This window comes from Cupriavidus sp. 05N38 (genome assembly GCF_056397345.1).
This window is the reverse complement of the sequence record NZ_JBFTNF010000003.1, coordinates 203284-215782: the sequence shown is the minus strand read 5'-3', so window position 1 is coordinate 215782 and position 12499 is coordinate 203284. Positions and strand designations below refer to the sequence as shown.

Sequence of the window (12499 nt, the reverse complement as noted above, 5' to 3'; positions counted from 1 at the left end):
GGATGACGCAGATGGCATGGCAAGGCGTAGCGCGCGGCGGCGATGGCCAGCCCGCATGGAGCGGCGCGTCCGCGGTGGCGACCGAGGCGGAACTGCCGCAGGACAGTGCGCAGGCCGCGGCCGCGCAGGCGCAGGAGCGGCACGCCGGCGAGGTGATCCTGGACCTGCAGCATATCTCGCTGTCGTTCGGCGGCGTGAAGGCGCTCACGGATATCTCGTTCGATGTGCGCGAGCATGAGATCCGCGCCATCATCGGCCCCAACGGCGCGGGCAAGAGTTCCATGCTCAACGTCATCAACGGGGTCTATCACCCGCAGCAGGGCCGCATCGTGTTCCGCGGCGAGGAACGCCGCAAGATGCATCCCACCGAGGCCGCGCGCCAGGGCATCGCGCGCACCTTCCAGAACATCGCGCTGTTCAAGGGCATGACCGTGCTCGACAACATCATGACCGGGCGCAACACCAAATTCCGCAGCGGCCTGCTGGCCAACGCGCTGTGGTGGGGGCCGGCGCGCAACGAGGAAATGCAGCATCGCCGCAAGGTCGAGGAAGTGATCGACTTCCTGGAAATCCAGGCCATCCGCAAGACGCCGGTGGGACGCCTGCCCTACGGCCTGCAAAAGCGCGTGGAGCTGGCGCGCGCGCTGGCGGCCGAGCCTTCCATGCTGCTGCTCGACGAACCCATGGCGGGCATGAACGTGGAAGAGAAGCAGGACATGTGCCGCTTCATCCTGGACGTGAACCACCAGTTCGGCACCACCATCGTGCTGATCGAGCATGACATGGGCGTGGTGATGGATATCTCCGACCGCGTGGTGGTGCTCGACTACGGCAAGAAGATCGGCGACGGCACCCCCGACGCGGTCAAGGCCAATCCGGACGTGATCCGGGCCTACCTCGGCGCCGGCCACTGAGCACGCACCGCGCGGTACGGCAAGACACAAGAAGCAGAAAACAGGGAACAAGGAACACCATGACGTTCTTCTTCGAGATCCTGATCGGCGGCCTGCTGTCGGGACTGATGTATTCGCTGGTGGCGCTGGGCTTCGTGCTGATCTACAAGGCGTCGGGCGTATTCAACTTCGCCCAAGGTGCGATGGTCTATTTCGCCGCGCTGGCCGTGGTGGGGCTGATGGACAAGGGCCTGCCGATGTGGGCCGCGGTGATCGGCGCGTTCGGCGTGATGCTGGTGGTCGGCATCAGCACCGAGCGGCTGGTGCTGCGCAAGCTGGTCAACCAGCCGCCCATCACGCTGTTCATGGCCACCATCGGGCTGTCCTTCTTCCTCGAGGGGCTGGGGCCGCTGCTGTTCGGCAACGAAGTGCGCCCGATCAACCTCGGCATCGTCGACGAGCCGATCGAGGCCATCCTGACGCGCTTCAATATCGTGCTGTCCAAGTTCGACCTGGCGGCAGCCGCCATCGCCGGCATCCTGGTGGGTGCRCTGGCGCTGTTCTTCCAGTTCACCAAGGTGGGCCGCGCGCTGCGCGCGGTGGCGGACGATCACCAGGCGGCGTTGTCGCTGGGCATTCCGCTGCAGCATATCTGGGCCATCGTGTGGGGCGTGGCGGGTTTCGTCGCGCTGGTGGCGGGCATGTTGTGGGGCTCGCGCAATGGCGTGCAGTTCGCGCTGACACTGACCGCGCTCAAGGCGCTGCCGGTGCTGATCCTGGGCGGCTTCACCTCGGTGCCGGGCGCCATCGTCGGCGGGCTCATCATCGGCGCGTCGGAGAAGCTGGCCGAGATCTATATCCCCCCGGTGTTCCAGTCCGCCTTTGGCGGCAACTTCGGCGGCATCGAAGGGTGGTTCCCATACGTATTCGCGCTGCTGTTTCTCCTCGTCAGGCCGGAAGGATTGTTCGGCGAGAAACATATCGACCGCGTCTGAGCGGCACGGCCCCAACAGGAGACAACCCCATGTTCTATCGTGAAGCCGGCCAGTTCAAGACCAGCTATGTGGCCGACAGCCAGGTATTCCCCATCCGCCAGGATCGCATCGGCGTTGCGGTGCTGATGGCGGTGGCCTTCGTGGCGATTCCGTTCACCGCATCGGAATACTGGTTCTCCGCCATCCTGATCCCGTTCCTGATCTTCGCGCTGGCGGCACTCGGCCTGAACATCCTCACCGGCTACGCCGGCCAGCTCTCGCTCGGCACCGCTGCCTTCATGGCGGTGGGCGCCTATGCCGCGTACAACTTCCAGTTGCGCATCGAGGGCCTGCCGGTCTTGCTGACCTTCATCCTGGCCGGCTTGTCCGCCGCGGTGGTGGGCGTGGCGTTCGGCCTGCCGTCGCTGCGCATCAAGGGCTTCTACCTCGCCGTGGCCACGCTGGCGGCGCAGTTCTTCGTGGTGTGGGCGCTGACCAAGTTCCCCTGGTTCTCCAACAACAGCTCCTCCGGCGTGATCACCGCGCAGAAGCTCGCGCTGTTCGGCATCGCCATCGACACGCCGGTGAAGAAATACCTGTTCGTGCTGGCGCTGGTGACGGTGCTGGCGGTGGTGGCCAAGAACCTTGTGCGATCCAGCACCGGGCGTGCATGGATGTCGGTGCGCGACATGGACGTGGCGGCGGAAGTCATCGGCATCCCGCTGATGCGCACCAAGCTGCTGGCCTTCGCCGTCAGCTCGTTCTACTGCGGCGTGGCCGGCGCGCTCTACGCGTTCTGCTACCTCGGCTCGGTGGAGCCGGACGGCTTCTCGCTGGACCTGTCGTTCCGCGTGCTGTTCATGATCATCATCGGCGGCGTGGGCAGCATCCTGGGCTCCTTCCTCGGCGCGGCGTTCATCCTGCTGCTGCCGATCTTCCTGGACAACCTGCTGCCGCCGCTGGCCGCGCTGCTGCACCTGCCGTTCACCAACGCGGCGGTGTCGCATATCCAGCTGATGGTGTTCGGCGCGCTAATCATCTTTTTCCTGGTAGTGGAGCCGCACGGCCTGGCGCGGCTGTGGCAGATCGCCAAGGAGAAGCTGCGCCTGTGGCCGTTTCCGCATTGAACAACGGAGCAAGCTTTCGAGGTCGGACCAAGCAGAACGGGTATTCCATAACAAACACACACCTTTCAAGGTGAAGGAGACTGTCATGACCATCCTGATTCGCAATCTGCAGCGCATCGCGCTCGCGGTGAGTGCGTCGGCCGCGCTGCTGGCACCGCTGGCCGCGCAGGCCCAGAGCGGCGAGCAGTTCGTGGCGCTGCCCAGCTACCGCGTGGGGCCGTACGGCGCCAACGGGCAGTCCTTTTACGGCGGTTTCATCGATTACCTGAACTACGTCAACCTGAAGGACGGCGGCATCAATGGCGTCAAGCTCTCGTGGGAAGAGTGCGAGACCGAGTACAACAACGCCAAGGGCGTGGAGTGCTACGAGCGCCTGAAGGCCAAGAGCGCGGCCAGCAAGGGCACGGCCTACCACACCATGTCCACCGGGATTTCCTACGCGCTGGTGGACAAGACCTCGGCCGACAAGGTGCCGCTGGTGATGATGGGCTACGGCCGCACCGATGCGGTGGACGGCTCGGTCTTCCCCTATGCCTTCCCGCTGGTCACCACCTACCAGATGCAGGTCTCGGCCATCGTCAAGTTCCTGGCGGGCAAGAACGGCGGCTCGCTGGCCGGCAAGAAGATCGTCTACCTGTATCACGACTCAGCCTACGGCAAGGAGCCCATCGTGGCGCTGGAAGCCGAAGCCAAGCTCGGCAAGTTCAACCTGGTCGAGATCCCGGTGGCGCACCCCGGCAACGAGCAGGGCGCTCAGTGGCTGAAGATCCGCCAGGAGAACCCGGACTACGTGATCTTCTGGGGCTGGGGCGTGATGAACCAGACCGCGCTCAAGGCCGCGCAGAAGGTGGGCTTCGCGCGTGACAAGATAATCGGCTCCTGGTGGGCCGGCTCCGAGGAAGACACGGTGCCCGCCGGCGACGCCGCCAAGGGCTATATGAGCGCTACCTGGAATGTGGCCGGCAAGAACGTGCCGCTGATCGCTGACATCGACAAGGTCGTGTACGGCGCCGGCAAGGGCAATATGCAGGACCGCAACAAGGTCGGCTCGGTGCTTTACAACCGCGGCGTCTCCGCTGCGGTGGTGACCGTGGAAGCCATCCGCGTGGCGCAGGGCAAGTTCGGCAAGGGCAAGGTCATGAGCGGCGAGGACATGCGCTGGGCCTTCGAGAACCTCAATCTCACCAACGCGCGCCTCCAGCAGCTCGGCGCCACCGGCCTGCTGCCCGAGATCAAGACCAGCTGCGACAACCACGAAGGCTCCGGCAAGGTGAAGATCCAGCAATGGGACGGCACCAAGTGGACCGTGGTGTCCGACTGGATCGAAGGCAACAAGAACCTGATCCACCCGCTGTTCAAGGCGACCGCGGCGCAGTATGCGAAGGAGAAGGGGATTGCGCCGGCCTGCATGAAGTCTTGAGCGGCTGACAGGCATGTTGCCTGTCGGCTCCCCCTTTCCCGCAGGCGGGAGGGGGGAGCCGCAAACAAGCGAAGCAAGCGAACCAAGCGAAACAAGCAACGCAAGTCAGGAACACACCCACCGAGCCGTACCATGACCCTCTTGTCCGTCAACAACATCGAAGTCATCTACGACCACGTCATCCTGGTGCTCAAGGGCGTTTCGCTCGATGTGCCGGAAGGCCGGATCGTGGCGCTGCTGGGCGCCAACGGCGCGGGCAAGACCACCACGCTCAAGGCCATCTCCAACCTGCTGCACGCGGAGCGCGGCGACGTCACCAAGGGCTCGATCGAATACCGCGGCGACCGCGTGGACCGCCTCACCCCCAACGAACTGGTCAAGCGCGGCGTGATCCAGGTGATGGAAGGGCGCCACTGCTTCGCCCACCTGACGCTGGAGGAGAACCTGCTCACCGGCGCCTACACGCGCGGGCTGTCGCGCGCCGAGACGCGCGACGCGCTGGAGCGCATCTACGCCTATTTCCCGCGCCTGAAGACGCGCCGCAAATCGCAGGCGGGCTACACCTCCGGTGGCGAGCAGCAGATGTGCGCGATCGGCCGGGCCATGATGGCCAAGCCGAGCATGATCCTGCTCGACGAACCCTCCATGGGTCTGGCGCCGCAAATCGTCGAAGAGATCTTCGAGATCGTGCGCGACCTCAACCAGCGCGAGAAGGTCAGCTTCCTGCTCGCCGAGCAGAACACCATGGTGGCACTGCGCTACGCCGACTATGGCTACATCCTCGAGAACGGCCGCGTGGTGATGGATGGCGAGGCCGAAGCGCTGCGCTCCAACGAGGACGTGAAGGAGTTCTACCTCGGCGTGGCCGCGAACGATGGCGAGGGCGGCGGGCGCAGCTCCTTCCGCGATGTCAAAAGCTATCGCAGGCGCAAGCGCTGGCTCGCCTGAGACGGGCTCATGGATCTGCCGTGCGCCTCGGATGCGCCGCGAGCTGCTTGTTGGGAGCCCCGCGCCCCGAGCCCTAGGCCTTTCCCGGGGCGATTTCCCGGGCTGGGCAGATTTCTTTTTTCACAGTGTTAGCCGCCTATTCACACGCGACCCCAAGCCAAACCATGTCTGAACACTTCGATTCGCTGGAAACGCGCGCGCCGGACGTACGCGCGCAGGCCCTGCTGGCGGACTTGTCGCGCCAGGTAGCCCATGCCAAGGCGCATGCGCCGTACTTCGCGGAACTGCTGCGCGAGGTGGACCCGCGTGCGCTGGACTCGCGCGCCGCGCTGGCGGCGCTGCCGGTGACGCGCAAGTCGGAGCTGACGCAGCGGCAGCGCGCGATGCCGCCGCTGGGCGGGCTCAACGCCACGCCGCTGGGCGGCCTGCGGCATATCTTCCAGTCGCCCGGCCCGATCAATGAGCCGGACGGCCACGGCGCGGACTGGTGGCGCATTGCGCGCGCGATGTTCGCCGCGGGCTTTCGCGCCGGGGACCTGGTCTACAACACGTATTCCTATCACTTCACGCCGGCCGGCATGATGATGGAGTCGGGCGCGCACCGGCTGGGCTGCTGCGTGTTCCCGGCAGGCGTGGGGCAGACCGAGTCGCAGGTGCAGGCGCTGGCCAGCCTGCAGCCGGCGGCCTACGCCGGCACGCCGTCGTTCCTGCGCATCCTGCTGGAGAAGGGCGACGAACTGGGCTTGCCGTGCACCGGCCTGCGCAAGGCGCTGGTATCGGGCGAAGCGCTGCCGCCGTCGCTGCGTGCGTGGTTCGGCGAGCGCGGCATCCGCGTGCAGCAGATGTACGGCAGCGCGGACGTGGGGCTGATCGCCTACGAAACCGAAGGCGGCGACGGCTGGGTGGTGGACGAAGGCGTGCTGGTGGAAATCGTCGAACCCGGTGGCACGCAGCCGATGCGCGAAGGCGAGGTCGGCGAGGTGGTGGTCACCGTGCTCGGCAATGGCGACTATCCGCTGATCCGCTTCGGCACCGGCGATCTCTCCGCCTTCGTGGCCGGCTCCGGCGAGCGCGCCAGCCCGTGCGGGCGCACCAACCTGCGGCTCAAGGGATGGCTTGGCCGGGCCGACCAGACCACCAAGGTCAAGGGGATGTTCGTGCATCCCGGGCAGGTGGGGGAAGTCATGCGGCGGCATCCCGAGGTGCGCGCGGCGCGCCTCGTGGTCACGGGGCGCGTGGGGGCCGATGTGATGACCTTGCATTGCGATGCCGCGGGGGATGATGAAAACCTGGCCCGCGCGATCGGGGAATCGGTGCGGGAGGTGTTGCGCTTGCGTGGGGAGGTGCGTTTTGTCGCTGCGGGGTCRTTGCCGCAGGATGGGAGGGTGATTGAGGATGCTAGGAGTTATGAGTGAAAGGGGGGGGGGGCTGGGGATGAGAGGGCGCCTGTGTCTGTGGCTGGGCCTTTTGGGTCATTGAGGCGCATGCAAGTGCGCCTGCCTCTGTGGGCCTGGCGGCCCGGGCCTTTTGAGTCCTTCAGGTGTATGCAAGTGCGCCTGTCTCTGTGGGCCTAGCGGCGCGGGCTTGGTAGCCCGTTCGGGCACATGTAAGTGTCACTTTTCTTTTCTCGAAAAGAAAAGTAACCAAAAGAAAGCGATTCTTGCAGAAGGCTGGGCGCTCAGACTTTATGGGTGGTGGTGGTTTCGTGGTGGGCGCGTTGGCTTCGATGGGGCTGCTGGCGCTACCGGTTTGCTCGCCTGCGGCATCGCGGGTGGTGTCCGATTCGTGGTGGCGCTGCATGATGGCGAAAGCCCAGGTGGTTCAGGCTGCTGCCGCGACCGGGGTGGATGGGTGCGGCATAGGAATGGCGCTGGTTTCGTGGTGGGCACGGTGGCCCCTATTTGAGCTCGGTGCCCGGTGGCTGCCGGTAGCGTCAGCAGCCCAATCAAAGCCAACGCGCCCACCACGAAACCAGCCTCAGACGAGAAGTCTGAGCGCCCAGCCTTCTGCAAGAATCGCTTTCTTTTGGTTACTTTTCTTTTCGAGAAAAGAAAAGTGACACTTACATGTGCCCGAACGGGCTACCAAGCCCGCGCCGCTAGGCCCACAGAGACAGGCGCACTTGCATGCGCCTGAAGGACCAAAAAGGCCCGAGCCCTCTTTGAGACTTTGAGTCTTAGTCTTTAAGACTTCGCCTTTGAAGTTAAGATTCTGAGTAAAAATCTAAGACTTATCCCATCTCAAAAATCTCCAAAACCGACCCCGTCCTCTTAACCGTAGCCAACACAATATTAGAATTAATCGCCATCACCCCCGGCGCCTTATGCAAGCGGTTGACAACAAATTCGGAATAATGCTCAAGGTTCCGCGCCCGCACGGTCAGCACATAGTTGGATGGGCCGGACACGATCCGCGCGGTCACCACCTCCGGCCAGCCGTTCAGGGCCTGCACGAAGTTTTCGTGCCAGCGCTCCACGTCGGTGCGCATCGATACCTGGACCAGCGCCTCGAATTCCATGCCCAGCGCCTTGGCGTCGAGCACGCAGCGGTAGCCGGCAATCACGCCGGCCTCTTCCAGTAGCTTCACCCGCCGGAAGCATGCCGAGGCGGACAGGTTCACGGCCTCGGCCAGTTCCTGGTTCGTGGTTTTTCCGTCGCGGGTCAGGTGGCGCAGGATGCGGACATCRATCAGGTCAAGTTTCATTCTGAATATTTAACCGAAAAATCGGTCTTGTACGAAATAAATGCAGCGCAAGATGATTTAATTCGGTAATAACTCGAAGAAAATTAGATTATCTGTTTGTTAATATACCTCTCCCTGGACGCAAAAGCACTGGCTGGCATGCGGTGCCACGTATCAGGCAGGCTCTTTCGCCGCGAGGCGCGCGGAGCCGGAAAAACAAAAAGAGAGGAGACGCATCGATGAAGACATTCTGCCCCCCGCTGCTGGCGGGCATGCTCGTCACGGGCAGCGCCTGCGCACAGGGCTCGGCCACGCTCTACGGAATCGTCGACCAGAGCGTGCGCTTCACCACCCACGCCAACGCCGCCGACGACCACGACATCGGGCAGGCCAACGGCGCCGTGACCAACAGCCGCTTCGGCCTGCGCGGCGAGGAAACGCTGGGCGCCGGCCTCAAGGCCATCTTCCGCCTGGAAAACGGCTTCGACCCGCAGACCGGCCGCGCCAACCAGAGCGGACGGCTGTTCGGCCGCTACGCCTACGTCGGCCTGTCCGGCAGCCTCGGCACGCTGCGGCTCGGCCGCCAGTCCACCGAGGGCTTTAACCTGTTCGGCGACTTCGACCCGCTCGGCATCGCCAACTACATCGCAAACTACTGGCCGTACTTCATCACCGTGGGCCGCGTCGACAACGCCGTCAGCTATGACGGCAGCTTCGGCGGCCTCAACGTGGGCGCGAGCTACGGCTTCGGCGAGCAGCCCGGCAGCGTGGGCCGCAATGCGTACTGGGGCGCGCGTGCCGCCTACACCTTCGGCGGCGTCAGCGTGGGCGGCGTCTACCAGGAGACGCGCGACGCCGCCAGCAACACGCAGCGCATGTGGGGCGCGGCCGCGCGCTACGCGGTGGGCGCCGGCAAGTATTTCCTCGGCTATCTCGGCGGCAGGGACGCCACCGGCTCGCTCGATGCGGCGCTCAACGATGCCTCCCGCACCGTCGGCTATGGCACGTTCACGGCCAACCCGCGCAGGGACGACACCGTCTACGCCGGCCTGACCTGTCAGGTGATGCCGGCGCTGGCGCTGACCGCCGTCTTCTACCACGACCGCATCCGCAACGCCAACGGCATCGCCGGCAACGGTGGCCGGCGCTACGCGGGCGTGATGCTGGCCGAGTACGCGCTGTCGCGGCGCACGCAGTTGTACGGCACGGTGGACCACAACGTCGTCAGCGGCGGCGCCGCCACCGAGCTGCCCGGGCGCGGCAACCAGACCGGCGTGGCGCTCGGCATCCGCCACATCTTCTGAGCCGCGGCGTCCCGCATCCCCCAGCCCCCGGTTCCGGGGACCATGCGGCCCGCGCCGGACGAGGCAACAGCCAGGCCTCGCGCCGGCGCGGCCGGCCACCCGAAGGAGACAAGCCATGACCAATCCCCCGCAGCAGTTCCAGCAGATCGTCGAGCGCGAGAAGGGGCTGCGGCGCAGCCTCAGCGCCAGCCAGATGACCATGATCGCCATCGGCGGCGCGGTCGGCACCGGCCTGTTCCTCGGCAGCGGCTTCGCCATCGGCTTTGCCGGCCCGAGCGTGCTGGTGAGCTACGCCATCGGCGCGTTCATCGCGCTGCTGCTGATGGGCTGCCTGGCCGAGATGACGGTCGCGCACCCCACCTCCGGCTCGTTCGGCGCCTATGCCGAGCACTACATCGGCCCGCTGGCCGGCTTCCTGGTGCGCTATGCCTACTGGGCCTGCATCGTGCTGGCGGTCGGGGCGGAGGTCACGGCCACCGCGCTCTACATGAAGTACTGGTTCCCGGCGGTGCCGGGGTGGTTCTGGATCGTGTCGTTCTCGGGCGCGCTGGTGCTGGTCAACGCGCTGAGCGTCGATATCTTCGGCGCGGTCGAGTACTGGTTCTCGGTCATCAAGATCGCCGCCATCGTCGGCTTCATCCTGCTCGGCGCCTACGTGGTCTTCGGCGCGCCGACGCTGGTCGGCGGCGGCGCGCAGCAGGCCGGCTTCCATCACTACACCGCGCACGGCGGCTTTTTTCCCAACGGCATCCGGGGCACGTGGATAGCCGTCATCGTCTCCATCTTCAGTTACCTGAGCATCGAGATGATCGCCGTGGCCGCCGGCGAGGCGCAGGACCCGGAGCGCGCGGTCATGCGCGCGTTCCGCTCCACCATGGTGCGGCTGGTGCTGTTCTACCTGCTCACGCTCGCGCTGATGCTGGCCATCCTGCCGTGGACGGCCGCCGGCCATGACCAGAGCCCCTTCGTCAAGGTGATGGAAGCCATCCGCATCCCGGGCGCGGCCGGCGTGATCAACTTCGTGGTGCTGGTGGCCGCGCTGTCGGCCATGAACAGCCAGCTCTACATCACCACGCGCATGATGTTCAGCCTCTCGCGCGCGGGCTACGCGCCGCGGCAACTGGGCCAGCTCAGCGCGCGCGGCGTGCCGCTGCCGGCGCTGCTGCTGTCCACCGGCGGCATCGGCATCGCCACGCTGGTGAGCATCGTTTATCCGGATGCTTCGTTCACCATCATGATGGCCGTGTCGATGTTCGGCGCGCTGTTCACGTGGATGATGATCTTTATCACCCACTACTACTTCCGCCGCGCGTGGCGGGCCCGGGGCGACGCGCCGCTGCGCTTTCGCATGTGGGGCTTTCCGGTGCTCACGCTGCTGGGCGCGGGGCTGATGCTGGCCGTCATGCTCACCACGGCGTTCACGCAGGCGTTCCGCATGACGCTGGTGTTCGGCGTGCCATTCCTGGTGGCGCTGACGGTGGCTTACTTCGGCTGGTTCAAGGCGCGTGCGGCAGCCGCGGCGGCGGCGCAGGGCGAGGAGGTGGCCTGAGCCGGCGCGCTCAGGCTGCGCCGTCCGTGGCGGACTGCGCATAGCCGCCGCGCGGCCGCGTCGGCAGCCACAGCAGCCACGCGGTCACGGCCGCCGCGCAGGCCAGCAGGGCAACCGAGGCGAAGGGGCGCTCGCGCAAGAACCACGCCGTGGCGCCCAGCGACGGCCACATGGTGCCGATGGCCAGCCACTTGGCGCGCAGCGGCACGCTGCGGTGCTGCTGCCAGTCGTGCACCAGCGGCCCCAGGCGCGGATGCGCCAGCAGCCGCGCATGAAAATGTTCCGAGCCGCGCGCGAAGCACGCCGCGGCCAGCAGCACGAACGGCGTGGTGGGCAACACCGGCAGGAAGATCCCGACGATGCCCAGCAGCAGGCTGAGCGCGCCGAGCGCCACGAACAGCGCGCGCAGCACCCGCTCGCGGCGGCTGCGCGCAGCGGAGCCGGCGTTGGCGCTTGCGGGCGGCGCCGTATTCAGACCGCCAGCCCCAGGCGCGCGCGCGCCTCGTTGTACTCCGCCTTCATGCGCGCCACGATTTCGCCGGCGGTGGGGATGTCGTGGATCTGGCCCACGCCCTGGCCAGCGCCCCACACATCCTTCCAGGCCTTCGCCTTCGAAGCGCCGCTGGAAAAGTCCATCTTGCTCTTGTCCGCCAGCGGCAGGTTCTCCGGATCCAGCCCGGACGCCAGGATGCTTTCGCGGATGTAGTTGCCGTGCACGCCGGTGAACAGGTTGGTGTAGATGATGTCTGCCGCGGCCGAGGTGGTGATCGATTGCTTGTAGGTCTCGCTCGCGTGCGCTTCCTGCGAGGCGATGAAGCGCGTGCCCACGTACGCGAAGTCCGCGCCCATGGCCTGCGCGGCCAGCACCGATTCGCCGGTGGCGATGGAGCCCGACAGCGCGATCACGCCGTCGAAGATCTTGCGCACCTCGCCCACCAGCGCGAACGGCGACAGCGTGCCCGCGTGGCCACCGGCGCCGGCGGCCACCAGGATCAGGCCATCCACGCCGGCCTCGATGGCCTTCTCCGCGTGGCGGATGCTGATGACGTCGTGCAGCACGATGCCGCCGTAGCTGTGCACCGCGTCGATCATTTCCTTGGGCGGCGCGCGCAGCGACGTGATGAAGATGGGCACCTTGTGGTCCACGCACACCTTGATGTCGTGCTCCAGCCGCGCGTTGGACGCATGCACGATCTGGTTCACCGCGATCGGGCCCACCGCCGCGCCCGGGTTGGCCGCGCGGAAGCTGGCCAGATCCTCCTGCATCTGCGTCAGCCAGTCGCCCAGCATCTCCGCCGGGCGCGCGTTCAGCGCGGGGAAGGAACCGACGATACCCGCCTTGCACTGCGCCAGCACCAGTTCGGGGTAGCTGACGATGAACATCGGCGAGGAAATGACGGGCAGCGACAGGTTCTGCAGAACCGGGGGCAGTTGTTTGGCGGCGGGCATGGCGTCTCCTGAACCACGGYGGGCGCCGCATGGGGCGCCCTGGATATGAACGAGCGTTCGATTATAGGGAGTTCGGGGTGCTTTCGGCGTGGCTGGTATTAGAGGAAGTCTACGGCGAAGCGGGGGCGGGCGTTAAGTCAGTATGGGTGCCG

At 66.0% G+C, this 12499-nt stretch carries 11 protein-coding genes; 8 read left to right on the top strand and 3 right to left on the bottom strand.

Translation table 11 applies throughout. The annotated features are described in order from the left end of the window. The first annotated feature begins 2 nt into the window (after positions 1-2). From AC1DK4_RS04105 to AC1DK4_RS04080, 6 genes are all read left to right on the top strand, one after another. Positions 3-914: an ABC transporter ATP-binding protein gene (locus AC1DK4_RS04105; RefSeq protein ID WP_441617640.1), complete on the top strand. Its 912-nt coding sequence runs from the start codon at positions 3-5 to the stop codon at positions 912-914. Positions 915-973: 59 nt separating this feature from the next. Continuing rightward, entirely contained in the window at positions 974-1888 is a 915-nt protein-coding gene (locus tag AC1DK4_RS04100) for a branched-chain amino acid ABC transporter permease (RefSeq protein WP_441617642.1), read from the top strand. A gap of 29 nt (positions 1889-1917) precedes the next feature. Further along, a complete protein-coding gene (locus AC1DK4_RS04095) occupies positions 1918-2994 on the top strand; it encodes a branched-chain amino acid ABC transporter permease (protein WP_441617644.1) in 1077 nt (358 codons plus the stop codon). A gap of 85 nt (positions 2995-3079) precedes the next feature. Next, a complete protein-coding gene (locus AC1DK4_RS04090; RefSeq protein WP_441617646.1) occupies positions 3080-4414 on the top strand; it encodes an ABC transporter substrate-binding protein in 1335 nt (444 codons plus the stop codon). A 132-nt stretch (positions 4415-4546) separates the two neighbouring features. Next, positions 4547-5362: an ABC transporter ATP-binding protein gene (locus tag AC1DK4_RS04085; protein ID WP_441617648.1), complete on the top strand. Its 816-nt coding sequence runs from the start codon at positions 4547-4549 to the stop codon at positions 5360-5362. Positions 5363-5526: 164 nt separating this feature from the next. Beyond that, positions 5527-6777 (top strand): phenylacetate--CoA ligase family protein, encoded by a 1251-nt coding sequence (locus tag AC1DK4_RS04080; RefSeq protein ID WP_441650155.1) that lies wholly within the window; start codon positions 5527-5529, stop codon positions 6775-6777. An 815-nt stretch (positions 6778-7592) separates the two neighbouring features. Here the strand turns inward: AC1DK4_RS04080 and AC1DK4_RS04075 are convergent. Further along, positions 7593-8066: an Lrp/AsnC family transcriptional regulator gene (locus AC1DK4_RS04075; protein WP_441613818.1), complete on the bottom strand. Its 474-nt coding sequence runs from the start codon at positions 8064-8066 to the stop codon at positions 7593-7595. A gap of 218 nt (positions 8067-8284) precedes the next feature. Here AC1DK4_RS04075 and AC1DK4_RS04070 point away from each other — a divergent pair, with 218 nt between their 5' ends. Together AC1DK4_RS04070 and AC1DK4_RS04065 are read left to right on the top strand one after the other, a co-directional pair. Then, positions 8285-9349 (top strand): porin, encoded by a 1065-nt coding sequence (locus AC1DK4_RS04070; protein WP_441650156.1) that lies wholly within the window; start codon positions 8285-8287, stop codon positions 9347-9349. Between the two features lie 115 nt (positions 9350-9464). Then, positions 9465-10898 (top strand): amino acid permease, encoded by a 1434-nt coding sequence (locus AC1DK4_RS04065; RefSeq protein WP_441650157.1) that lies wholly within the window; start codon positions 9465-9467, stop codon positions 10896-10898. Between the two features lie 10 nt (positions 10899-10908). Here the strand turns inward: AC1DK4_RS04065 and AC1DK4_RS04060 are convergent, their stop codons facing one another. Beyond that, positions 10909-11310, bottom strand: a complete 402-nt coding sequence (locus AC1DK4_RS04060; RefSeq protein WP_441650158.1) for a YbaN family protein — start codon at positions 11308-11310, stop codon at positions 10909-10911. A gap of 59 nt (positions 11311-11369) precedes the next feature. Next, complete coding sequence (locus AC1DK4_RS04055; RefSeq protein ID WP_441613814.1) at positions 11370-12347, bottom strand: NAD(P)H-dependent flavin oxidoreductase; 978 nt, start codon at positions 12345-12347, stop codon at positions 11370-11372. Positions 12348-12499 lie beyond the last annotated feature (152 nt).